This is a genomic window from Stenotrophomonas sp. NPDC047960 (genome assembly GCF_043204395.1).
Taxonomy (GTDB): domain Bacteria; phylum Pseudomonadota; class Gammaproteobacteria; order Xanthomonadales; family Xanthomonadaceae; genus Stenotrophomonas.
In genome coordinates this window covers 1-22,752 of sequence record NZ_JBIDBX010000005.1, presented here as the reverse complement: position 1 = coordinate 22,752, position 22,752 = coordinate 1, and the positions used below count along the sequence as shown (strand labels likewise).

Annotated in this window: 26 protein-coding genes and 1 tRNA gene; 9 read left to right on the top strand and 18 right to left on the bottom strand. The window is 65.3% G+C overall.

All coding sequences use genetic code 11. The features are described from left to right. Nucleotides 1–2 precede the first annotated feature (2 nt). The 4 genes from ACGFZ3_RS11930 to ACGFZ3_RS11915 all read left to right on the top strand — a co-directional run bounded on the left by ACGFZ3_RS11930 (nucleotide 3) and on the right by ACGFZ3_RS11915 (nucleotide 2,069). On the top strand, nucleotides 3–230 hold the full coding sequence (locus ACGFZ3_RS11930; RefSeq protein ID WP_392921098.1) for a hypothetical protein: 228 nt from the start codon (nucleotides 3–5) through the stop codon (nucleotides 228–230). Continuing rightward, nucleotides 227–649 (top strand): hypothetical protein, encoded by a 423-nt coding sequence (locus ACGFZ3_RS11925; RefSeq protein WP_392921095.1) that lies wholly within the window; start codon nucleotides 227–229, stop codon nucleotides 647–649. The genes ACGFZ3_RS11930 and ACGFZ3_RS11925 overlap by 4 nt, the downstream gene beginning before the upstream one ends. Nucleotides 650–745: 96 nt before the next feature. Beyond that, the gene (locus tag ACGFZ3_RS11920) at nucleotides 746–1,228 is read left to right on the top strand and encodes a hypothetical protein (RefSeq protein WP_392921092.1); all 483 of its coding nucleotides are present in this window, start codon (nucleotides 746–748) and stop codon (nucleotides 1,226–1,228) included. 70 nt (nucleotides 1,229–1,298) lie between these two features. Continuing rightward, the gene (locus tag ACGFZ3_RS11915) at nucleotides 1,299–2,069 is read left to right on the top strand and encodes a transporter (protein WP_392921089.1); all 771 of its coding nucleotides are present in this window, start codon (nucleotides 1,299–1,301) and stop codon (nucleotides 2,067–2,069) included. 65 nt (nucleotides 2,070–2,134) lie between these two features. Here the strand turns inward: ACGFZ3_RS11915 and ACGFZ3_RS11910 are convergent, their stop codons facing one another. From ACGFZ3_RS11910 to ACGFZ3_RS11895, 4 genes are all read right to left on the bottom strand, one after another. Beyond that, nucleotides 2,135–2,308, bottom strand: coding sequence for a DUF1328 domain-containing protein (locus ACGFZ3_RS11910; protein WP_392921086.1), 174 nt, complete (start codon nucleotides 2,306–2,308; stop codon nucleotides 2,135–2,137). Between the two features lie 434 nt (nucleotides 2,309–2,742). Then, nucleotides 2,743–3,138: a response regulator gene (locus ACGFZ3_RS11905; protein ID WP_392921083.1), complete on the bottom strand. Its 396-nt coding sequence runs from the start codon at nucleotides 3,136–3,138 to the stop codon at nucleotides 2,743–2,745. Beyond that, nucleotides 3,135–4,139, bottom strand: a complete 1,005-nt coding sequence (locus ACGFZ3_RS11900) for an HWE histidine kinase domain-containing protein (protein ID WP_392922002.1) — start codon at nucleotides 4,137–4,139, stop codon at nucleotides 3,135–3,137. The genes ACGFZ3_RS11905 and ACGFZ3_RS11900 overlap by 4 nt, the downstream gene beginning before the upstream one ends. A gap of 18 nt (nucleotides 4,140–4,157) precedes the next feature. Continuing rightward, complete coding sequence (locus ACGFZ3_RS11895) at nucleotides 4,158–4,586, bottom strand: GNAT family N-acetyltransferase (protein ID WP_392921081.1); 429 nt, start codon at nucleotides 4,584–4,586, stop codon at nucleotides 4,158–4,160. A gap of 369 nt (nucleotides 4,587–4,955) precedes the next feature. On the opposite strand from ACGFZ3_RS11895, the gene ACGFZ3_RS11890 reads away from it, so the two are divergent. Beyond that, the gene (locus ACGFZ3_RS11890) at nucleotides 4,956–5,429 is read left to right on the top strand and encodes a hypothetical protein (protein ID WP_392922041.1); all 474 of its coding nucleotides are present in this window, start codon (nucleotides 4,956–4,958) and stop codon (nucleotides 5,427–5,429) included. Nucleotides 5,430–5,696: 267 nt separating this feature from the next. On the opposite strand, the gene ACGFZ3_RS11885 is transcribed toward ACGFZ3_RS11890, so the two are convergent. The 11 genes from ACGFZ3_RS11885 to thrS form a co-directional block, all read right to left on the bottom strand. Then, nucleotides 5,697–6,152, bottom strand: coding sequence for a hypothetical protein (locus ACGFZ3_RS11885; RefSeq protein ID WP_392921078.1), 456 nt, complete (start codon nucleotides 6,150–6,152; stop codon nucleotides 5,697–5,699). Next, complete coding sequence (locus tag ACGFZ3_RS11880) at nucleotides 6,136–7,026, bottom strand: hypothetical protein (RefSeq protein ID WP_392921075.1); 891 nt, start codon at nucleotides 7,024–7,026, stop codon at nucleotides 6,136–6,138. Before ACGFZ3_RS11880 ends, ACGFZ3_RS11885 begins: the two co-directional genes overlap by 17 nt. 362 nt (nucleotides 7,027–7,388) lie before the next feature. After that, nucleotides 7,389–7,465, bottom strand: a tRNA-Pro gene (locus ACGFZ3_RS11875). A gap of 67 nt (nucleotides 7,466–7,532) precedes the next feature. Next, nucleotides 7,533–7,889: a MerR family transcriptional regulator gene (locus ACGFZ3_RS11870; RefSeq protein WP_068853353.1), complete on the bottom strand. Its 357-nt coding sequence runs from the start codon at nucleotides 7,887–7,889 to the stop codon at nucleotides 7,533–7,535. Further along, entirely contained in the window at nucleotides 7,870–8,169 is a 300-nt protein-coding gene (locus tag ACGFZ3_RS11865; RefSeq protein ID WP_005410432.1) for an integration host factor subunit alpha, read from the bottom strand. Before ACGFZ3_RS11865 ends, ACGFZ3_RS11870 begins: the two co-directional genes overlap by 20 nt. Before the next feature lie 26 nt (nucleotides 8,170–8,195). Beyond that, nucleotides 8,196–10,574, bottom strand: coding sequence for a phenylalanine--tRNA ligase subunit beta (pheT, locus tag ACGFZ3_RS11860; protein ID WP_392921073.1), 2,379 nt, complete (start codon nucleotides 10,572–10,574; stop codon nucleotides 8,196–8,198). Between the two features lie 79 nt (nucleotides 10,575–10,653). Next, the gene (gene pheS, locus ACGFZ3_RS11855) at nucleotides 10,654–11,652 is read right to left on the bottom strand and encodes a phenylalanine--tRNA ligase subunit alpha (RefSeq protein WP_392921071.1); all 999 of its coding nucleotides are present in this window, start codon (nucleotides 11,650–11,652) and stop codon (nucleotides 10,654–10,656) included. Nucleotides 11,653–11,844: 192 nt separating this feature from the next. Next, nucleotides 11,845–12,204 (bottom strand): 50S ribosomal protein L20, encoded by a 360-nt coding sequence (gene rplT, locus ACGFZ3_RS11850; RefSeq protein WP_003484828.1) that lies wholly within the window; start codon nucleotides 12,202–12,204, stop codon nucleotides 11,845–11,847. A 10-nt stretch (nucleotides 12,205–12,214) separates the two neighbouring features. After that, the gene (rpmI, locus tag ACGFZ3_RS11845) at nucleotides 12,215–12,412 is read right to left on the bottom strand and encodes a 50S ribosomal protein L35 (protein WP_017355265.1); all 198 of its coding nucleotides are present in this window, start codon (nucleotides 12,410–12,412) and stop codon (nucleotides 12,215–12,217) included. Nucleotides 12,413–12,778: 366 nt separating this feature from the next. Continuing rightward, nucleotides 12,779–13,318 carry a translation initiation factor IF-3 gene (infC, locus tag ACGFZ3_RS11840; protein WP_026070650.1) on the bottom strand — a complete coding sequence of 180 codons (540 nt, stop codon included), beginning with the start codon at nucleotides 13,316–13,318 and terminating at the stop codon, nucleotides 12,779–12,781. Nucleotides 13,319–13,366: 48 nt separating this feature from the next. Further along, the gene (gene thrS, locus ACGFZ3_RS11835; protein WP_392921023.1) at nucleotides 13,367–15,271 is read right to left on the bottom strand and encodes a threonine--tRNA ligase; all 1,905 of its coding nucleotides are present in this window, start codon (nucleotides 15,269–15,271) and stop codon (nucleotides 13,367–13,369) included. A gap of 373 nt (nucleotides 15,272–15,644) precedes the next feature. Between thrS and ACGFZ3_RS11830 the strand changes: the two genes are divergently transcribed. From ACGFZ3_RS11830 to ACGFZ3_RS11815, 4 genes are all read left to right on the top strand, one after another. Then, entirely contained in the window at nucleotides 15,645–15,992 is a 348-nt protein-coding gene (locus ACGFZ3_RS11830; protein ID WP_392921021.1) for a hypothetical protein, read from the top strand. After that, a complete protein-coding gene (locus ACGFZ3_RS11825) occupies nucleotides 15,992–16,255 on the top strand; it encodes a hypothetical protein (protein ID WP_392921018.1) in 264 nt (87 codons plus the stop codon). Before ACGFZ3_RS11830 ends, ACGFZ3_RS11825 begins: the two co-directional genes overlap by 1 nt. 10 nt (nucleotides 16,256–16,265) lie before the next feature. Then, nucleotides 16,266–17,834, top strand: coding sequence for a PepSY-associated TM helix domain-containing protein (locus tag ACGFZ3_RS11820; protein ID WP_392921015.1), 1,569 nt, complete (start codon nucleotides 16,266–16,268; stop codon nucleotides 17,832–17,834). Nucleotides 17,835–18,112: 278 nt separating this feature from the next. After that, complete coding sequence (locus ACGFZ3_RS11815) at nucleotides 18,113–19,189, top strand: serine hydrolase domain-containing protein (protein ID WP_392921013.1); 1,077 nt, start codon at nucleotides 18,113–18,115, stop codon at nucleotides 19,187–19,189. Here ACGFZ3_RS11815 and ACGFZ3_RS11810 read toward each other — a convergent pair. The 3 genes from ACGFZ3_RS11810 to ACGFZ3_RS11800 form a co-directional block, all read right to left on the bottom strand. Next, nucleotides 19,158–20,750, bottom strand: coding sequence for a winged helix-turn-helix domain-containing protein (locus ACGFZ3_RS11810; protein WP_392921010.1), 1,593 nt, complete (start codon nucleotides 20,748–20,750; stop codon nucleotides 19,158–19,160). The genes ACGFZ3_RS11815 and ACGFZ3_RS11810 overlap by 32 nt on opposite strands. Nucleotides 20,751–20,978: 228 nt before the next feature. Further along, nucleotides 20,979–22,151, bottom strand: a complete 1,173-nt coding sequence (locus ACGFZ3_RS11805; protein ID WP_392921007.1) for a glycoside hydrolase family 18 protein — start codon at nucleotides 22,149–22,151, stop codon at nucleotides 20,979–20,981. Between the two features lie 326 nt (nucleotides 22,152–22,477). After that, nucleotides 22,478–22,752, bottom strand: a 275-nt coding sequence (locus ACGFZ3_RS11800) for a S1 RNA-binding domain-containing protein (protein ID WP_392921004.1), incomplete at its 5' end; no start/stop codon positions are given.

The following is a 22,752-nucleotide window of genomic DNA, read 5'->3' as shown; positions in this document are numbered from 1 at the left end:
CCATGCGCGAAGGCATCGTACGCCGTGTCGCCAACATAGCGCTGCAGATCGAGCCGGACCGCAGCCAGGTACTGCAATGGATCCTGCATGCCCCACTGGCCGCCCTCGGTGGCCACACCACCTTCGAACTGGCCTGCAACGGCCAGGGCGAACGGGTGATTGAACTGCTGCACGGGGTGCTCGCGCAGGCGGGCACCACGCCGCCGCACCTGCCGCAGGCCCCCACATGAGCCGACCCTTCCCGATGCTGAGCACTGACGAACCCGCAGATGCACCGGCGCTGGCTGCGGCGCTGGTCTCGTTCGACCAGGCCGTACAGACGCTGATCGACCAGGACCCGGACCGGCACGGACGCTTTTCCCGCGCCTATGTCACCGCGATTTTCCGTGCGTGCCTGCTGCCGCCCGAACCGGGCGCCGGTGCGCCGCGTGGGCGGCCGGACCCGGAGATCGCCCAGGCGCTCAAGCAATGGATCCAGGCCCAGCTGCTGCGCCACCCCGGCGAAGGCGACGACCACCGCCTCACTGCCGCGCGCCGCGCCGCGCACGGCTTCTGGCTGCAGTCCATGGCCTGCCCGATCGACGATGACGGGCAGCCGCGCGCTGCGCGGCTGCTGGAAGGGCTGCTGGCGCTGACCCACCCGGAGTGATCCGCACGGTTGGGCAGTTTGCGACTTGTTGCGTTGAAAAGCGGGGCCGGCAGGATCACTGTCCGGCTTCCCTTCCAGCGCACTGGACGCACTGACATGCGAGTTCCCTCCGATGTTCCGCCGCCGCTGCCGCCTCGCATTGAACCGCCCTCCCCGCTTGCCGAAGCAGTAAGCCCCGATGCGCCGGGCTGGCAGGAGGCCGCCGAGGCGTTGGATGAGACGACGCCTTCCGCTGCGGACGACAGCGACAGCGCGCACGACCATGAGCACGACGAAGGCGGCAGGCGAAATGGCCCGCTGTGGCCCGACCTGGAAGAGGAAGATCCCGCCCCGCCGCTGGACCACGAGACGGCACGCCGCCCGGAACTGGGCAATGGCTTCTGGGTGTTGCCCGACCCGCGCGTGCCCCTGCCGCGCGTGCATGCACAGAGCCGCAGCCCCTTGATCGCCGAACCCTCGCGCACCTTGTCCACCGATCTGCCCGGCCAGCGCCATGCCCGGCAGGGACGCAATGACAGCGACGACGATACCCGCCGGGAAAGGGACGCTGGCCAGGACGAAGGCCGCGCAAAAGAGTGAGAGCACATCCTCACGGCGCGTTGCCGGCGCATCGCTAGGCTGCAGCTGTTTCCCGACAGCAGGTGTGGCGATGCGTGGTGTGATGGCGGTGATGTTGCTGGCGCTGGCCGCGCCTGCGTGGGCGCAGCAGGATGACGCGGAAACACCCGCGTTCGATCGCCCGGGACTGGGCTTCTCCGCCTCGGTGCTGCCGCGCGGCGGCGCCGCACTGGAACTGGGCCTGCCCAGCTACGAACGCGACCGCGATGACGACGGCACACGCACCACGCAATACGGCACCGACCTGCTGCTGCGCGTGGGCCTGGGCGCCAACCTGGAACTGCAGGCGTTCGGCAGCCCTTGGAACCGCCTGCGCGAAGCGCCGCGCAATGCGCCCTCGACCACCACACGTGGCGCAGGCGACAGCGGCCTGGCACTGAAGTTCGCACTCCCCCTCGAGTCGGACAACCATGCCATCGCGCTGCTGGCCAGCACCAGCTTCGACACCGGCTCGCGCGACTTCAGCGAAGGCGGCACCCAGTACCAGCTCGGCGCCAGCTACGAATACACCTTCAACGACCCGTGGAGCGGAGCGCTGTATGCCAATGCCACGCGCGGCGGGGGCGAAGACGAATTCAGCTGGTCGCCCGGCCTCAGCCTCGCCGTAAGCGACACCGTGAGCACCTACATCGAGGCCGGTTTCACCCATACAAATGGCAAACCTTCCACCTCCGTGGCAGGTGCAGGCGTCACCTGGATGGCAGCACGAAGAGTGCAGCTGGACGCCTCGTTCGACCTCGGCCTTGACCGCAACAGCCCGGATCTGCAGGCGGGGCTCGGCGTGTCGTTCTACTTCGAATGAAGCAAAAAAGCCTGCGCATCGCTGCGCAGGCTTCTTCGGCGGTGTTACACGTTACGGCCCTGGGGTCAGGTCACTTTCCTTGCGACCGTCATGCCCAGCAGGAACAGGATGACGGCGATGATGATGCCGGCCCAGAACAGGAACTTGGCCACGCCAATGGCGGCGCCGCCGATGCCGGCAAAGCCAAGCGCGCCGGCGATGAGACCGATGATGGCGAAGATGATGGCCCACTTGATCATGTTGTTCCTTTCCCCGGAATGCGGGTTGACTGACAGGGCTCCACGCTAGCCATTGACGCGTGCCGCAACAGTGAATGGGGCGCGTGAACGGCGTGAAATCGCTACCTTGACTGTGAAGACGTTGGCTACGTATTCAGGTGCACTCGTAGGAAATTTCCGACGAACGGTAGGGTGCTTCTCCGAGCCACCCCCCGTAAACCATTGATTTTGAAGGTCGCTCACGTAACCTCTCATCACAGCACTGAATGTGTGATCGTTGCCTCAATTTCACCGGCTGGTCACAATGCTGACGTCCCACTCTTCCTTCAAATGCCATGCGCGCATTCGTATCCAAGCAGCACCCTGCCCTGCTCAAGGTCTACTTTGTGGCCTGCTACGTCGTGTTGATTGAAGAAGTGATCCGCGCCGTCGGCTGATTCAGACAGGCACCCGCATCACTGGCCCGGCGGTGGGCGATGGGCGGCTGCCTCGCTCGCAGGCGTTGATTCCTGCAGACGTTTGAGTGCGCTTTGCAGCGCTGACATCCGGAACGGCTTCTGCAACCCGAAGCGATGCTGGAACGCCAGCGGCAGGCTGGACCTGTCATAGCCGGTCAGAAATACGTACGGAATGCCGCGCGACTCCAGCGCCTCGGCTATCGGAAACGACTGTTTCCCGCCCAGATTGATGTCCAGCAACGCCAGGTCGAAGGGCGTCTGCTCGACCATCCGCAGCGCCGCATCCACGGTGCCCACCGGCCCTACCACTTCGTAGCCCAGCGTCTCCAGGCCGTCCTCGACGAGCATCGCGATCAGCGATTCGTCTTCGACTACCAGGACGCGCGGACTCATGGGTGCACCTGGACCGCGTCATCGCCCTGCGGTATCGAGACCCGATACCGCACACCACCCGGCTCGAACGCCAGCTCCACATTGCCGCCGAGATCGTGCTTGATTCCACGTTCCAGCAATCGCGAACCAAACCCGCGCTGCGCGGGCGGCTGCACCGGCGGGCCATCGCGCTCCTGCCACTCCAGTTCGATAAGGTCCCTGCCATCGACCTCGCGGTGCGCCCATTCCACCCGCACGCGGCCTTCGGGACCCGACAGCGCCCCATGCTTGACCGCGTTGGTGCCCAGCTCGTGCAGGGCCATGGCCAGCGCCAGTGCACGGCGGGGATCAAGCCGGCAGGGCCCGCCATGGATGTCGAAGCGCTGTCCCCCTTCGCCATGCAGGTCGCTCGTGGCCTGGACCAGATCCTGGATATCGGCGCTGTGCCAGTTTTCGCGGGTCAACACATCGTGTGCGCCGGCAAGCGCCAACAACCGCTCTTCGATCTTTTCGCCGGCGTCGACGATGCTCTGTGCATTGCGGAAGGTCTGGCGCGTAATGGACTGCACCATGGCCAGCGAGTTCTTGACGCGGTGGTTGAGCTCGTTGATGAGCAGTTGCAGGTGCTGCTCGTGGCGCTTGCGCTCGGTTACATCGCGGGTGCTGCCGGCGATGGCCTCCACTTCGCCATCCGGGCCGATCACCGGGGTGAAGATGTAATCGTAGATGCGCACGCCTTCGGTGGCGTGCGGAAACGGTACATCACCACGGATGGGCTGCCTGGTGGCAATCACCCGCTCGATCTCAGCATCGTGCATTGCCGCGTGCCAGGGTTCGTAGCCGATCTCCAGGCAGGTCTTGCCCATGGCTTCATCCCAGCTCATGCCCCACATGTTCAGCAGCGCCTTGTTGGCGTAGATGAAGCGATGTTGCAGGTCAAAGACGTACGACAGATCCGGCGTTGCCTGTAGAAGAGCTTCGTAGATCCGCCACCTGGCGCTGTTGTCTTCCTGTTCCTGCAGCACGGGATAGAGCCCTGTTCATTTAGGGGAAGCATAGGGGCGGCGGCGTGAAAGTAGGATCACGTTTATGTCCATCGGCTGATATACCAGCCCCAGGTACTCCCCCACCTCCCCCGACACCCGGAACCCATAGCGCTCATAGGCCGGCACCGAGCTCAACGAGGCCCGCACCGTAACCACCTCGCCCCGCGCGCACTCCAGCAGCGCCTGCATCAGCGCCCGCCCAACCCCCTGCCCCTGCCACCCCGGCGCAACGAACAGCGTGGCCACATGCTGGCCGCCCATCAGCTCGGCCACCCCGACGACCCGCCCGGCGCTCTCGAAGACAAACATGTCGTTGTCGTCGGACATGCGGTCGGCGAACCCGTTCATCGACACGATGCCGGTAAACGTCTCGATCCCCAGCGGCGACAGCGACGGCGCCACCGCCTCCAGGAAGGACGCCATGCACACCGCACTGGCCTGCTCCAGATCTGTGGCCCTTAGTCGCCTTACTGTCATTGAGGTGTCCTCCATGAAAACCGGTTTGAAACTGACATCTGCATGGTAGCTGGCGGGACGCAGCCAGCGCAGCGCCCCACACAGAATGTGCCCCCGCACAAACCAAGCGCGTCGCGCCGCACGGTTTGATCAAGCAAACGCTCCCTACCGCACAGTTCGTCACCCCAGTCGTTGACTGGCCTGTCTCATCGCACGCAGCATCTGTACGTCGCCGCACATTCGGCGGCCGGAATTGGCGTTCCGAGTCAAAGGCGCACCAGCGCCCATCGGCATTTCGCAGGGCGGTGGATCTCACTTCTACTGAGGAATTCCGCAATGTCCAACGACTCCCTCGCAGCGCCAACCCGCGTCACCGTCCACCTCGCTCACTACTTCGGCGATATCTCCGACTCGCTGGAATGGAACAGTTCGGCATGGGTCGAACTCGAAGAACGCCTGGCCGCCACCACCCGACCGCTGGATTCGCTGACTATCGGCGAGATCATGCAGGCCCTCGCTGAGAGCCGCTGCGGAAGCTCCCCGGATGCGGGCAACTTCGTCAAACGCATGATCGGCCAGCACGACCCCTCTCGACACGACCTGTTCCGCGCCATACGCAAGCTGTTTCGCATCTACGATCTGAGGATCATCGAACTGCTGGAACTGATCGACGTACTGGAACGCTGCCCTGGCACTGTTGAGGACATGCCCATCAAGAACCTCCTCGCACTGATCGCCATCGTGGACATCGACGAAGAGCCGCTGGCTCCACTAGAAGCAGACAGCAACTCCCCCGCAACCACGCACTGAAGCCAACACACCAACGAAAAAGGCCCGAGACGGGCCTTTTTCGATACCACAGCGCAATGACGCAGCAGTCTCCTTAGCAAGCCTTCCATGTCACCACGAAAGGGGGTTCGGAGCATCCCCAGCCACGCTGGGAAATCATTGCAAAAGCTGCTTGTCGTTTAGCAGCCAGGCCCTCAGCGGATGTAGCCTGAAACATCGACCATGCAGTCACCGCCAGATCTTTGCCATTTACACAACCGCAAACGCTTTCTACAACCTCGCGGACACTCAGTTCGTTGGCCGATTTGCAGAACGTTTCAGCCTGATGATCTCATTGTTGATCTTCATTACTGCGTCAACGATGTCGCGAACGCGGCAGATCTGATCCTTGACCTCGCCAAGACTCACGTCGGCGTTCATCTGGTAATCCGCGCGAACGCGCGCGTTCCTTGCGGCTATCAGCCTCACAATCAGCTTGCTCTTCAACGGCACCAAGCAACCCAGGTCTACGCCGAGCCTATCGGTACGCCACTCCCTCAACCGCTCGATCATCTCGGCATGAGAGACGTGCATGACATTGGGTGGGCACCGACGGGATGACGGCAGCTGATCAACGAAAGGATGCAGAACATGGAACGCGGCGTAGTACGACCTGCTGGACGCCGCCCGTAGAGCCACCTCATCGGACTGCCCACAGGCGTGCCTTCTGGCGAAGTCACGAAGATGCTCAGGTGAGATCGGCATCGATCGCCTCATCGATAGTAGGGATGAACGCTATGCTGGCACCACCGCTCAGGATGATGGGAAAGTCGCGTTCAACCAGAAGGTCATAGAAGTCGGATTCTGCGATGCTGGTGACATCGATCACATCATCGATGAGTATCTGAAAGTGCATCGACGCAGGGCCGTACTCGTGCGGGATGAATGAAGATCTGACCGCAAGCACCTTCAGCTGTCTTTCTCGAAGAAACTGAATCGCGCAGCCGACTGGTTCGGACCACGCATCGACATTCAAGCCCTGGGCTGAAAGGTCATCCACTGCGTTCTCCACAGAGAATTTATAGGTGCTGCTCGGCAAGGACTCTGCGCCTTCGCGGTTGTCAGGGGCATCCGCGCCTTTTCTGTCTGGAGCAGACGCTATACCGAACTCGTGCTCAAGAATGGCGCAGCCGCCATCCCCGCCAAGCTCAGCAACACGCTCACGAAGCAGAAAAGCGTCATACAGCAAGCCGACGTACCCAAGCAGACTGGTGACAGCCTGCATGGCAGCGAAGTTGCCATCCAACGCCGCCCGAAACTCGACGAAACGCTCCTTCGCCTTGCCTGCCTGGCCGGTGACGCACAGCATCGCCAACCAACGGACCTTGAGATTTGAGTTTGCTGGTTGGAGCCGAACGGCGCGCGCGAAACCTTCATCCGCCGCATCAAACAAACTGCTCATTGCAGACGCATATGCGCGGAGCTCCCATGCGCCAGCTGCATCGATCGATGAAAGCTCGTCTGCCCTCTTTCGAAGTCGACGCACCGCGACGCTGTCATTGACACCAGACTTCAACGCGTCAAACGCTTCATTCAACGTGTCGTTGAACACAGTGTCGGGAGTGGCGCTGTTAGACATGAAACCGCGTCCGGAAATCAGGCGGGCGCAACCTTACCACTGCGCAACAGTCCAAAAGAGTGCACCCTGTCCCAGTGTGTTACTTGGAACTAATGCACCGGGGAGAGAAAGTTCAATCCTTGATCGCGTTATCGAAAGTGAGCTCGAAGAACGGGCCCAAGCTGACATCTCCAGCGGCTCAGCCGGCGGATTCCAGATGAATTCGTGGATACGGCTACCCTGCGCAATTAACCGCCAGCGCCCACTTGTCGGAATCCAACCCTTCCTGAAACCCAACCGCCTGGGCGATCTGGTCTTGGACGCTACCCAAACAAAAAAGGGCCCGCACCAGAAGTGCGAACCCTTGATCGTGTCACCAACAATGGTCGGGACGGCCGGATTTGAACCGACGACCCTCTGCCCCCCAGGCAGATGCGCTACCAGGCTGCGCTACGCCCCGATGTTGCTGGTGTTGTCCCCGCCTCTCAGCGGGCCGACGAGTATAACCGGTTTGATCGAAAAATGGTTCAGCGACGCAGCAGCTGGAGCACTTCTTCCAGCTCCATCCGCGTCTGCTTGATGATCTGGTTGCTCAGCGCCGATTCGTCGCGTGCGCCGGCACCTTCCAGGCGCAGGCGGGCACCGCCGATGGTGTAGCCCTGTTCGTAGAGCAGGCCGCGGATCTGGCGCACCATCAGCACGTCGTGGCGCTGGTAGTAGCGGCGGTTGCCACGGCGCTTGGCCGGTTCCAGGCTGGGAAATTCGGTTTCCCAGTAGCGCAGCACGTGCGGCTTTACATCGCACAGCTCGCTGACTTCACCAATGGTGAAGTAGCGCTTGGCCGGTATCGGCGGAAGTTCGCGGTTACTGCCCGGATCCAGCATATGCCTCTACCCTTTCCTTGAGCTTCTGGCCCGGACGGAAGGTGACCACCGTACGGGCGGAAATCGGAATTTCCTCGCCGGTCTTCGGGTTGCGGCCCGGGCGCTGGTTCTTGCGCCGCAGGTCGAAGTTGCCGAAGCCGGAAAGCTTCACCTGACGTCCCTGTTCCAACGCTTCACGCAGTACATCGAAGAACGCGTCGACAAATTCCTTGGCTTCGCGCTTGTTCAGACCCACTTCGTCGAACAGCTTTTCGGCCATCTCAGCCTTGGTCAATGCCATTGCCTGCTACCCCCCATGCTGCCCGCTCAACCGCGGATCCGGGCGTGGTGTTCACGCTCCATTGCGGCCACCGCCTCGGTGACCACCGCATCCACGTCGCGGTCCGTCAGAGTGCGCGACTTGTCCTGCAAAATCAAGCCCATAGCGAGACTCTTGAAGCCCGGCTCGACCCCCTGGCCGACGTAACGGTCGAACAGGGTCACCTGGCGCAGCAGCGGGCCCACGGCGCGGCGCAGGGTGGCTTCCAGGTCCGCCCAGGCGACCGCTTCGGGTACCAGGAAGGCCAGGTCGCGGCGCACGGACGGGAAGCGGGACAGCTCGGTGGCGCGCGGCAGGCTGCGGGCGGCCAGCGGGGCCAGGTCCAGCTCCAGGCCGAACACGTCCACGTCGATGTCCATGGCCTTGGCCAACCGTGGGTGGATCTGGCCGATCCAGCCGATGCTGGCGCCCTCGCGCAGCACCTCGGCCGAACGCGCCGGGTGGCCGTACGGGCGGGTGGAGGGCACGAAGCTGAGTGCGGCGCCGGAGGCGGCGGCAAGCGATTCCAGGTCGCCCTTGAGGTCATGGAAATCGACCTTGCGGGTGGCCAGTCCCCACTGCTGCGGGGTGGCATCGCCACACACGGCCACGGCCACGCGCTGGGTTTCCAGCGGGACGGCGCCCTGCCCGGCCTGCGGGTGGAACACGCGGCCCAGTTCGAACAGGCGCACGGTGCCCTGCTGGCGAGCGGCATTGCGGCCCAGGGTGGCCACCAGGCCCGGCAGCAGCGCCGGGCGCATCACCGCCAGCTCGGCCGACAGCGGGTTGGCCAGGGCCACCACGTTGTCCTGCAGCTGCCACTGGGCCAGCAGGCCGGCGTCGACGAAGGCGTAGTTGATGGTTTCCTGCAGGTCGCGGGCCACCAGCTGGCGGCGCGTGCCCAGATCGTCCAGGCGGGTCTCGCTGGGCATGGCGATGCGCGCGGCACCGCCGGGCAGGGTGGTGGGAATGCGCTCGTAGCCGTGGATGCGGGCCAGCTCTTCGATCAGGTCTTCTTCGATGGCGATGTCGAAGCGGCGGCTGGGCGCGGTGACCTGCCAGCCGTCGGCAGCGGCGGCCACGTCCATGCCCAGCGCGCGCAGGATGCGCTCCACGTCGGTGTCGGCAATCTGGATGCCCAGCACGCGGGCGATACGCGCGCGGCGCAGGCCGATGGTCGCGGTGGCCGGCAGGTCGGCCTCGCGCAGGGCTTCAGTCACCGGCGCGGGGGTGCCGCCGGCCAGGTCCAGCACCAGGCGGGTGGCATATTCAATGGCGGTGCGCGGCAGCGCCGGGTCCACGCCTCGCTCAAAGCGGTGGCCGGCGTCGGTGTGCAGGCCCAGCTTGCGGCCACGGCCCATGATGGCGGCCGGCGCGAAGTGCGCGGCCTCCAGGAACACGGCGCTGGTGTCGTCGGTGACGCGGGTGTCGTAGCCGCCCATGATGCCGGCCAGGCCCACCGGACGGTCGGCATCGGTGATCAGCAGGAAGCCGTCGTCCAGCGTGGCGTCGCGGCCGTCCAGCAGCTTCAGGGTTTCACCGGCGCGCGCGCGGCGCACGGCGATGCTGCCCTGCAGGGTGCCCAGGTCGTAGGCGTGCATCGGCTGGCCCAGTTCCAGCATCACGTACTGGGTGATGTCCACCAGCAGCGACACCGGGCGCACGCCGCTGCGGCGCAGCCGCTCGGCCATCCACAACGGGGTGGCGGCACGCGGGTTCACGCCCTCGATCACACGCCCCAGGTAACGCGGCGCTTCGGCGCCGGCGTCCAGCGCGATGGTGAGTTCGCGGCTGCCCACGGCGGCGATCGGCGCGGCATTGAACGGCACCACTTCACTGGCGCACGCGGCGGCCACGTCGAAGGCGATGCCGCGCACGCTGAAGCAGTCGGCGCGGTTGGGGGTGAGCTTGATCTCGATGCTGGCGTCGGGCAGGCCCAGGTACTCCACCAGCGACTGGCCCACCGGGGCGTCATCGGGCAGCTCGAACAGGCCCGAGGCGTCGCTGTCCAGGCCCAGTTCCTTGGCCGAACACAGCATGCCGTTGGAATCCACGCCGCGCAGCTTGGCCGCCTTGATGTTGAAGTCGCCGATCTTCGCGCCGATCATCGCCAGCGGCGCCACCAGGCCCGGGCGCGCGTTGGGCGCGCCGCACACGATCTGCAGCTGCTCGCCCTGCCCGGCATCGACCTGGCAGATCTGGAGGCGATCGGCTTCGGGGTGGCGCTCGGCGGTGACGATACGTGCCACCACCACGTGGTCCAGGCTGGCGCCGAGGTTGGTGACCTCTTCGACTTCCAGGCCGATGGCGGTCAGCACCGCGCTCAGCTCGTCGCGCGAGGCGGTGGTGGGGACGTGGCTGCGCAGCCAGTTTTCAGAGAATTTCATGGTGTCACCCTGGTGGGCCGGCGCACGCGCCTGGGCCGTAATTCAACAATCGTAGTGCCGGGCGCTGCCCGGCATCCGGTCATCCGGCGAATTGCTTGAGGAAGCGCACGTCGTTCTCGAAGAACGCGCGCAGGTCGTTCACGCCGTAACGCAGCATGGCAAAGCGCTCCACGCCCAGGCCGAAGGCAAAGCCGGTATAGCGCTCCGGGTCGATGCCCACGTTGCGCAGCACATTGGGGTGCACCATGCCGCAACCAAGCACTTCCAGCCACCGGGTGCTGCCGTCGGGCTGCTGCCAGGCAATGTCCACTTCCGCACCCGGTTCCACGAACGGGAAATAGCTGGGGCGGAAACGCATCTCGAAATCGCGTTCGAAGAACGCGCGCACGAACTCGGACAGCGTGCCCTTGAGGTCGGCGAAGGTCGAATGCTCATCCACCAGCAGGCCTTCCACCTGGTGGAACATCGGCGAATGGGTCTGGTCGCTGTCGCTGCGGTACACCTTGCCGGCCGCGATCATGCGCAGCGGCGGTGCGTGGTCGCCCATGTAGCGCACCTGCACACCGGAGGTATGCGTGCGCAGCAGGCGGCCATCGCCGAAGTAGAAGGTGTCGTGCATGGCACGCGCCGGGTGGTGCGGCGGGAAGTTCAGGGCTTCGAAGTTGTGCCAGTCGTCTTCGATTTCAGGGCCTTCGGAGAGCTCGTAACCGAGGCGGCCGAAGATGTCGGTGATGCGCTCCAGGGTCCGGGTCACCGGGTGCAGGCCACCGCGTTCGGCGCGGCGCCCAGGCAAGGTGATGTCGATTGCTTCGGCGGCCAGGCGGGCGTCCAGCGCCGCACTCTCGAGCACGGCCTTGCGTTCACCCAGCGCGCTGGTCAGCGCGTCACGGGCCTGGTTGATGGCTTCGCCGGCGGCCTTGCGCTCATCGGCCGGGAGTGCACCCAGCTGCTTGAGCTGTGCGGTGATGCTGCCGCTCTTGCCAAGCAGCGCCACGCGCAGGGCTTCCAGCGCATCGGGACTCTGGGCGGCGGCCACGTCGGCCAGCGCCTGGGTGGTCAGGGATTGGATGTCACTCATGGATAGCCTGGACCTCGCGTCGGTATGCCTTCGCGATGCGCGCCGGGCCGACCCCCGTCGCCACCGCTGTCGGGACGGCACCCGGTTGGGCTGCCGCCGCCACAAAAAAGAATGGGGAAGGACTTGCGCCCTTCCCCATGCATTGCCTTACCCGCAGCCGTTGCGTTTGCACGGCAACGGCGGGGAATGGACTTATGCCGCCAGCGCGCCCTTGGCCTTTTCGGCCAATGCTGCAAAACCAGCTGCGTCGTGCACGGCGATATCGGCCAGAACCTTACGGTCCAGGGTGATACCTGCCTTGAGCAGGCCGTTCATGAAACGGCTGTAGCTCAGACCATTGATGCGGGCAGCCGCGTTGATGCGGGTGATCCACAGCGAACGGAAATTACGCTTCTTCTGCTTACGACCGATGTAGGCGTACTGCTGGGCCTTGATGACGGCCTGCTTGGCAACGCGGAAGACCTTGCGGCGTGCGTTGTAGTAGCCCTTGGCCAGGGTCAGAATCTTCTTGTGGCGGCGACGCGCCTGTACGCCACGCTTTACTCGTGCCATGGGTCAGTCCTCAGAGGTAGGGAAGCATACGGTTCAAACGGCCTGCGTCTTCTGCACGAACATGGTTCGTCTGACGCAGATTGCGCTTCCGCTTGGTCGACTTCTTCGTGAGGATGTGGCTGCGGTTGGCGTGGCCAGCCTTGAACTTGCCGGAGGCGGTCTTGCGGAAACGCTTGGCCGCCGCCCGGTTGGTCTTGATCTTGGGCATTGCAATGTCCTTGATGATGTTTTGTCACTGACCAGGGCGGTGGCATTGCCACACTTTCCGTCCGTGCCCTTGCCTGCTTGTAAGCCTGGGATCCCCATTGGGAGCCAGGCCGGTCCTGTTGCCGTTGAAAAGCGTGAAACCGTTCAAAACAGCAGCCCCGCGAAAAACGGGGTCGCCCATTATGCATGGGAACTGTGAGGGTTGCAAACCTTTGATTGGGCGGGGTTTGGTGCGCCGAGGGGTTGCAGGCGAGCACAAACCTGAACGGCGCCCGGATTCGGGCACCGTCTGGGACACGCGTGGCGTGTCGCTACGCGGATGGCCTGCAGCGCCACGTGCGAGGTGGCGCGCGCCGGGCCAGCGCAGTTACTTCTTCTTCGGCGCGATCATCATGACCATCTGCCGGCCTTCCAGGCGCGGGCGGGACTCGATCACGATGTCCTCGCCCAGATCGGCCTCGATCCGGTTGGCCATTTCGCGACCCAGTTCCTGATGGCTCATTTCACGACCACGGAAGCGGATGTTCACCTTGATCTTGTCACCCTCTTCCAGGAACCCGCGCATCTTGCGCAGCTTGATCTGGTAGTCGCCTTCATCGGTGACCGGGCGGAACTTCACTTCCTTGATCTCGACCTGCTTGGTCTTCTTCTTGGCCTCGTTGGCCTTCTTCTGCGCTTCGAACTTGAACTTGCCGAAGTCCATGATCTTGCACACCGGCGGATCAGCCTGCGGCTGAATCTCGACCAGGTCCAGACCTTCGTCTTCGGCCATCGACAGCGCTTCGTCACGCGTCAACACGCCAATCATTTCACCGTCACTGCCGATCACGCGTACGCGCGGCACCCGGATTTCCTGATTCTTGCGGTTCTGTTTGTTGTCAGGGGTACTGATATTGCAATCTCCCAGAGGAATCAAACCGGCCCAGAGCGGATCATCCGCAGGGCCGGGACTTTCTTACACGGACTGTTCTGCCTGCAGCCGCTCGATAAAGGCCTGGACGGACATGCTGCCCAGATCCTCGCCCGAGCGCGTACGCACGGCTACGGCGCCATTTTCCTTCTCACGGTCGCCCACCACCAGCAGGTACGGGACCCGCTGCAGCGTATGCTCGCGAATCTTATAACCGATCTTCTCGTTGCGCAAATCCGACGTTACGCGGAACCCTTGATCTGCAAGGGTTTTCGTCACTTCCTGCACGTATTCAGCCTGGGCGTCGGTGATATTGGCCACCACCGCCTGGGTCGGGGCCAGCCAGGCCGGGAACTGGCCGGCATGGTGCTCGATCAGGATCCCGATGAAGCGTTCCATGGAGCCGACGATGGCCCGGTGCAGCATGACCGGGTGCTTCTTCTGGCTGTTTTCGTCCACGTACTCGGCGCCCAGGCGGCCGGGCATCATGAAATCGACCTGCATGGTGCCCAGCTGCCAGGTGCGGCCGATGGCGTCCTTCAGGTGGTACTCGATCTTAGGGCCATAGAAGGCGCCCTCGCCCGGCAGCTCCTGCCATTCCACGCCACAGCTGGACAGCGCCGAACGCAGCGCGGCTTCGGCCTTGTCCCAGGTGGCATCGTCGCCCAGGCGTGATTCGGGACGCAGGGCGATCTTGATCTGGATTTCTTCAAAGCCAAAGTGCTGGTACACCGCCAGCGCCTGCTGGTGGAAGGCGGTCACTTCCGATTCGATCTGCGATTCGGTGCAGAACACGTGGCCGTCGTCCTGGGTGAAGCCACGCACGCGCAGGATGCCGTGCAGCGCGCCCGACGGCTCGTTGCGGTGACAGGAGCCGAACTCGCCATAGCGGATCGGCAGGTCGCGGTAGCTGTGCAGGCCCTGGTTGAATACCTGCACGTGGCCCGGGCAGTTCATCGGCTTGACCGCGTAGGTGCGCTTCTCCGATTCGGTGAAGAACATGTTGTCCTGGTAGTTGTCCCAATGGCCGGACTTCTTCCACAGGCTCACGTCCAGGATCTGCGGGCAGCGCACTTCGCCGTAGCCGCTCTTCTGGTAGACCTTGCGCATGTACTGCTCGACCACCTGCCACAGCGCCCAGCCCTTGGGGTGCCAGAACACCAGGCCCGGGGCCTCTTCCTGCAGGTGAAACAGGTCCTGCTGCTTGCCGATGCGGCGGTGGTCGCGCATTTCGGCTTCTTCGATGCGCTTGATGTAGGCCTCAAGCTGCTTCTTGTCGGCCCAGGCGGTGCCGTAGATGCGCTGCAGCTGTTCGTTCTGCGCATCGCCACGCCAGTAGGCGCCGGAAATGCGGGTCAGCTTGAAGGCCTTCAGGAAGCGCGTGTTGGGCACGTGCGGGCCGCGGCACATGTCCACGTATTCCTGGTGGTAGTACATGCCCATGGCCTGGATATCGGCCGGCATGTCTTCGATCAGGCGCAGTTTGTAGTCTTCGCCACGGGCCTTGAAAATCTCCACCACTTCCGCGCGCGGGGTCATCTTCTTGACCACGTCGTAGTCCTGCGCGATCAGCTCGCCCATGCGCTTTTCAATGGCGGCCATGTCGTCCGGGGTGAACGGGCGCTCGGAGTAAATGTCGTAGTAGAAGCCTTCGGCGATGACCGGGCCGATCACCATCTTCACGTCCGGGTACAGCTGCTTGACCGCATGGCCCACCAGATGGGCGCAGGAGTGGCGGATGATCTCCACGCCTTCCTCGTCCTTGGCGGTGATGATGCGCAGGCTCGCGTCATGGTCGATGACGTCACTGGCATCGACCAGGGTGCCGTCCACCGAACCGGCGATGGTGGCCTTGGCCAGGCCGGCGCCGATCGACTGGGCGACGTCCATGACACTGACGGGGTTTTCAAACTCACGGCGGCTGCCGTCGGGAAGCGTGATCGCAATCATGGCTGGGACTTTGTGCTGGTGGGCCTGCGGCGCAGGCCAGGGAAACGGGGTCGAGGGTGTCCGGGGCGCACGGCCGGATAAAAGAAAAGCGCCATGAAGGCGCCTGGGCAGGGGGCCGTCATGACGTTCAGCGCTGGGCGGTGGTAGTGCTCATGTCGCACGCTGGACCGGCGCTGGGCGCGGGTCACCTTGTTGCCTCGAGGTGGATGCACCGATCTTAAACCAAACGGGTGGGGAAGCCCAATCCCGCCGCCGGCAGAGCCGAGGCCGCCACTACTGAACGGGGCGTTGTGGCGATTGAAAACGGCAATGATTACCATGCGCAGGTTGCCGCATTGTTCGAACGGTCTTCGTTTCCAAGGATTTCCATGCCATGCGCCGCCCCTTCGGCCCGCACGCCCCAGCCCTGCGCGGCACGCCCATGCTGAGTGCAGATGCCCTGGCCCTGCTGTATTGCGCGCTGGCCGGCGCGGCGTCGGCCTTTTCAGCGCTGGCCTTCTATGCTGCCTCACCGCACTGCCGCTGGCCGCGCCTGCGCCGGGCCGGCCGCTTGGGCCGCCAGCTCGGGCTGGTGGCCGCGGCCACCTCGCTGTGGCTGTGGATGGGCCAGCTCGGCTTTGCCACTGGGTTCTGCGTCACCCTGGGCGGCTGGATGCTCACCGCCATGGCGCTGCCCTACCTGGCCGCCTGGACGCGGCCGGATGCGGAGGCGCGGCGCTGATGTGGGCACGTGCACTGGCCGGTCTGCTGGCAGGCTTCTTCGTGGCCGCGGCCGTCACCGGGTTGATCACCTGGCTGCCGCCGGGTCCGTGGCAGTCGGTGATCGTGCCCGGCATGATCGCCTTCATTCCGCTGTGGATGCTGGCCGCGCTGTGGGCGTTCGCGTTCCGTACCGGGATGCGCGCGTGGGGGTGGCTGAGCGCCTGCGCCGCGTTCGGCTTCGGCCTGCTGTGGCTGCTGCGCCACTTCCATTGGGTGCAGTGAGGCCTCTTCGATGAAATTCAGTTCGCTTACCCTGCGTACCTTCACCACCGTGCACACCTGGGTAGGCCTGGTGGCCGGCTTTGCGCTGTTCGTGGCGTTCTATGCCGGCGCCATTACCGTGTTCCACCATGACCTGCCGCTGTGGCAGTCGCCGCAGGGCATGGACCAGCCGGCGCAGACCCTGGACGATGCGCAGCGGCTGCTCGATGGCGTGCTGGCCAGACACCCTGACGCGCGGAAGCATGTGGGCATGACCTTCCCCGGCGCGGAAACGCCGCAGTCCATCGCGTACTGGCAGGATGCCAAGGGCACCTGGCTGTTTGCCTGGGCCGACCATGTCGATGGCAGCCCCACCCCGCCGCAGGCCGGGTTGGCCGAGCTGATCAACGAGCTGCACTACACGCTGGGCCTGCCGGTGGCCGGCATCTACCTGATGGGCGTGGTCAGCCTGCTGTACGGGCTGGCACTGCTGTCCGGGCTGGTGATCCACCTGCCCAAACTGGTGGGCGACCTGTTCGCGCTGCGCCCGGGCCGGAACTTCAAGCAGATGTGGCAGGACGCGCACAACGTGATCGGCGTGCTCAGCCTGCCCTTCCACCTGTTGTTCGCGGTCACCGGTGCGCTGCTGTGCCTGATGTTCCTGCAGATGGCCGCGCTCAACCCGCTGATCTACGACGGCAAGCTGCTGGCGGCGCTGCCGGGGGCGACCGATACCGCGCCGATCCGCGCGCCAGCCAACGAGCCGGTGCGTGCCGGCAGCCTGGCGATGCTGCATGCGCGGGCGATCGCGGTAGCCAACGACAAGGGCCAGGCGGTGTTTGAGCCGGCCTACCTGAAGCTGGCCAATGCCGGTGACCGCAACGCGGTGATCGAGATCACCGGCGATGGCGGCGTGTCGCTGGGCCCGCTGGGCGCGGTAGCGATGGATGCCAATACCGGCGATGTGCTGCACACCCAGCTGCCCGGGCATCGCGATGCCAACCACGCCACGTTGGCGGCGGCCTATGCGCTGCACTTCGGCGAATTCGGCAACGGGCTGGTGCCGTGGCTCTACTTCGTGCTCGGCCTGGGCGGGGCGTTCCTGTTCTATTCGGGCAACCTGCTGTGGATCGAGTCGCGCCGCAAGCGCCGCCAGGTCACGCAGGGGCGCGCCCAGGTCAACATGGCGCGGGCCACGGTGGGCGTGTGCATCGGGCTGTGCGTGGCGGTGTCGGCCGCGTTCGTGAGCGTGCAGCTGCTGGAGCACTTGGCCCCGGCGCATGCCGATGCAGGCATGCGCTGGACCTGCTTCCTGGTCTGGGGCGGCTGCGCCCTGTGGGCGGCGCTGCGCGCGCCGTCCAAGGCCGCGGTGGAGCTGCTGTGGGCAGCGGCGGCGGTGACCGCGCTGATCCCGGTGGTGCACGGCGCGATGAGCGGGCTGTGGCTGTGGTCCAGCGCCGCGCGCGGCTATTGGCCTCTGTTCTGGGTGGACGGCGTGGCGCTGGCAATGGCGCTGGGGTTTGCCGCGATGGCACGCGCCACCCGGCGACGAGCCGTATACGGTGACCCCAACAGCGTGTGGGCGCACGCGCGGGCGTAAGAGCTCTGGCCCCGGAGCCCAAACGACTGCCGATAACGGTGATCGGTTCGGTAACGCATGACCTGCAACGGAGATGCGCGCGAAATGCGTCGCCCCGTTCGAGGTCATGCGTTACCGGACGTTGCGCCGTTACCGGCAGTCGTTCGGGAACCGACCCTACCGACGATTGCATCGCCCGATGCAGGCCGACGTGCTGCTTTCAGAATTCTTCAGACGTTCTTCCAGCACTTCAGACGCGGTGCTGGCGTAGTGGAGCCTCACTTCCGAGGAGCGCCACCATGCCCCACCCCGTCCGTCGATTCATCGTACTGGTTATTTCCATCACCGCCTGCCTGCCTTTTGCGGCCTTGGCCGCCCCGCCGAAGCTGGACCCCGCCCCGCTCGCCGCGCTCGAGGCGGGCATCGCCCGCGAGGACATCAAACAGGTCACCAGCGTGTTGTTGCTGGTCGATGGCACGGTGGCCTACGAACGCTATTTCAACGGTGCCGATGCCGAAACCCTCAACGATGTACGCTCGGCCAGCAAAAGCGTGACCTCGCTGCTGGTGGGGGCGGCCATCGGCGCCGGGCACCTGCCAGGTGTGCAGGCCCGCGTCTACGACTACTTCCCGGAATTCACCGCGCAGCACCCGGTCGACCCCCGCCTGCGCGGCACCACGCTGGAAGACCTGCTCACCATGAGCAGCCTGTGGGAGTGCGATGACCAGAACCAGTTTTCCAGCGGCAACGAAGAGCGCATGTACGTGACCGAGCGCTGGCTGGACTTCGCGCTGGCGCTGCCGGTCAAGGGCTTCGCGCCCTGGATGCGCCGCCCCGAGGACAGCCCGCACGGCCGCGCGCATGCCTACTGCACCGCCGATTCGTTCGTGCTGGGCGCGGTGCTGGAACGGGCCACGAAACTGCCGCTGGCCGACTACGCCGCGCAGGCCCTGGAACGCCCACTGGGCATTACCCGCAGCCACTGGAACCGTTCCCCCGAAGGCATCGGCATGGGGGGCGGCGGCACCCGCTACCGCAGCCGCGACCTGGCCCGGCTGGGCGAGCTGGTGCTGGCCGGCGGCAAATGGCAGGGACAGCAGCTCGTTCCCGCCGCGTACGTTTCTGCCATGGTGAGCGCACAGGCCGAGACCGACGACGGCAGCGACTACGGCTACCAGTGGTGGGGCCTGAAGCTGCCGGTGGACGGCAAGGAAACCACGGTGTGGGCGATGTCGGGCAACGGCGGCAACTACGTGTTCGTGATGCCGGAGAAGAAGCTGGTCGCGGTGGTCACCAGCAGGGCCTACAACCGCAGCTATGCCCACCCGCAGTCGCGCCGGGTGCTTACCGAATTCCTGTTGCCGGCGCTGCGCTGAGGCCGTTCAGGTCATCGGGGCGCCAGGGCGCGGCCAGCACCTGCGCACGCTGTGCGGCCACGTCCGCCTCGATCCGGGCCAGCAGGCGCTCCCAGCCGGGCGCCTGCCGCAGCGGGGCGAACAACGGGGTGACGCGCAACCACGCGGCGTCGCGGAAGCCGGCGTCCACCGCACGGTGCAGGTCGGCGATTGCCGCCGCTGCATCGCCCTGGGCCTGGTGCAGCAGCGCGCGTTCCACGGCGGCATCCGACCAGCCGTCGTCAGCCTGCGCGGAGACCTCACCCAGCCGGGCGGCAATCCACTCCGGGGATGGCCCGCCGTCCGGCTGCTGCAGGCCGGCCAGGGTTGTGCCCAGCGACTGCAACGGGCGCAGCCGGCGGCCCTGCTCGAAGGCCTGCGCCGCCCCCTGCGGGTCGCCGCCCATCAGCCGCAGTTCGCCCTGCAGGCGCAGCAGCTGCGGATGCGGGGTGCCACGTGCGAGCGCCTGGTCGAGTGCCTGGCGAGCCTTGTCCTGCTCGCCCATGTTCATCAGCGCACGTGGCCAGGCGATGTTGCTGAAGACGTTGTCCGGGTACAGCTGGAAGTTGCGCGCGTGGCGGCGTGCGGCGGCGTCGGTGAAGCCGAGCAGTTCCAGCTCGCGTGCGACCTGCACATCGCGAAAGCGGATCCGCTCGGGCGCGCGCAGCGTGAGGTTGGCCTTCAGCGCCTGCGCCAGGTGGCCCTGCTCCTGCTGCAGGTAGGCCAGCGAGGCGCGGGTGCGTTCATCGTCGGGATCGCGCCGCAACGCCTGCTCGTAATCGGCAATCGCCAGCGGCATCGCGCCCATGCAGTCGTGGGCATAACCACGCAACGCATGCGCGGCGGCATCATCAGGCGCCGCCTGCAGCACCTGCCCGGCAAGCTGAAGTGCCTCCTGCGCACTCGCTGGCTCGCCGTTGAACAAACAGGCATCGGCCGCCAACGCGCGCGCCAGGCCACGCCGTGCGGGGCTGGAATCGGGATCGATCTGCAACGCCTGACGATACAGGGTGATCGCCCGGTCATTGTTGCTGGCCTGGCCAATGCCAGCGTAATACGCAGCGCGTTGCAGCACCGGATCGGCCGGTGAGCGCGGCGCGCTTCCCGGCCGCGCGACGATGACGGCGATGGCGATGGCGGCCCCGGCAGCGCCCGCCGCCAGCCAAGCCCAGCGCCGGTACGGACGCCGTTGCGATCCTTCCGTCGGCGTCGCTGTCGGTGCTTCCGCCGCGCACGCCTGCAGCGGCGCACACAACTGGTAGCCGCGCGCCCGCACCGAGCGTACATAGCGCGGCTGGCGGCCGTCATCCCCCAATGCCTGCCGCAGCAGCTTCACCCGCTGGCTGATCGCGTCCTCGCCCACCACCGCCGGTGCCCAGACCTGCTCGGCCAACGTATCGAAGTCGACCACCTCGGTGCCGTGCTCCAGCAGGCAGTCCAGCAGCCGCCAGCTCAGCCCACTGACCGGCAGCACCACATCACCGCGCCGCACCTGCTGCGCGGCACGGTCGATATGCAGGTCCAGCAGCCGGACAGTACTCATGCGGGAAGCATAGTGCAGGCCCGGCCGGAGCGTTAGAGCCCGATAATCCGGGCAGCATTCCCGCGGTAGGGTCGCATCCCAATCGACCGCCATTGCACTACCCACATTCGGTGACGGCATGAGCGCTGGCGGAAAAGGCTTCTGCTTCGCTTATGGTCATGCGTCACCGAATGTCTACGCGTCCACGGCAGTCGTTTGGGAACCGACTCTACCTGCGTGTAGTCGGCTTCACTTGAACGGCGCGGCCATGGCCTTCAGCAGGCTGGCCTGGTCGTCATCGCCGGTCAGTTCCCAGGTGAACACGCCGCGCAGCTTCTGGTCTTTGGCGTAGTCCGCACGTAACGCAATCGAGGTCGGGTCTTCATAGCTGATGAAGACCTTGTCGGCGGCGTTGTACAACCACGGCGCCTGCGCCACCGGGTGCCAGTGCCGCTGCCAACCCGGCGTGCCGAGGAATTCCTGCTTGATGCGGCGCCAGTCGCCGGCATCGAACGGGGCGCTGTAGGGCTGGTACAGGCCATCGGCAGATTCGGTGGTGACCTTGAAGCCGCGCCCGTAGAACGGCACGCCCAGCACCAGCTTGTCGTTCGGCACGCCATGCTGGCGGTAGTACTGCACGGCGCCTTCCACGCTGTTCCAGCGGCGTTGTTCCGGTGCGAGCGGGTCCTGCGGCACCACGCGCAGCGGCGCGTTGAAGGTGGACACCTTGGAGAAGCCGGTGCCCATGTCGTAGCTCATCAGGTTGATGAAATCGAGCGCCTTGCCCAGTTCCTTCAACTCATAGCTCAGTGCGGGATCGTAAGGGCCGTCGGTCTGTACGCGACCGGCCGGCAGTGCGGCGGTCAACAGCCGGTGCGGACCCCGGCCGCCATCCAGCGCATCGAGCTGGCGGCGGAATTCCTGCACCAGCAGCGTCATGTTGCGACGGTCCTGCGGGCGGTCGGTGATGTCCAGCGGGCCACCGGAGACCGGGAATTCCCAGTCGATATCCACGCCGTCGAAACTGCCGCGATGCTGCTCGAAGAACATCGCCACGCACGAACGCACGAAACGTTCGCGGCTCTGTGCGGTGAGTGCGGCATCGGAGAAGCCGCCGGCGTTCCAGCCGCCGATGGAGATCAGGGTGTGCAGCTGCGGGTGGTCGCGCTTGAGCGCGGCCAGTGCCTTGAAGTGCGCGGCAGCGCCGTCGTCCACCACGCACTTTCCATCATCAATCCGCGCGAACGCGTAGAACAGATGGGTCAGCGTATCGGCGGGAATGGACGCCACCGGATAGCGCTCGGCCGAACCGCCCGGATAGTAGGCACCGATCACCGCATTCGACGCCGGGGCGGCATGGCTGGCGAGCGGAAGCGCGACCGCAAGGGCAGTAGCCAACAGGGAAGCAGGCAGGCGGTACATGGCGACTCCGTGGAGAGGAATGGGCCAACGTTAACAAGGCGCAGGCCGTCATGGCCGGATGTCCTGCGAATCTGTCCGGCGGACACGTCCTGTAGCCGTGGACGGGAAACGCAATGACTGCACAGGGGCCCTCGGGGCAAAGCAGACGCGGCTGCCGGGGGACATCTGCACAGGGGCCTACCGGCCGCGGCGGGGCTCTGGACGCTCGCGACGCCCCTGATCGAAGATCGTGCGCCAAACAAAAAAACGGGCCCGAAGGCCCGTCTTTTTTCCAAGGAGTGACGACCAACGGTCGTCACCTACCCTCGTAATCCGCCGTTGGCGGATTACTCGGCCGAGGCGCCTTCGCCTTCCTCGACGGCCTTCATCGACAGGCGGATGCGGCCCTGCTTGTCGACTTCCAGCACCTTGACCTTGACCACGTCGCCTTCCTTCAGCTTGTCGCCGACCTTTTCAACGCGCTCGCTGGAGATCTGCGAGACGTGGACCAGGCCGTCCTTGCCCGGCAGGATGGTGACGAACGCACCGAAGTCCATGATCTTGGCGACCTTGCCTTCGTAGATGCGGCCCGGCTCGACGTCCGAGGTGATCTGCTCGATGC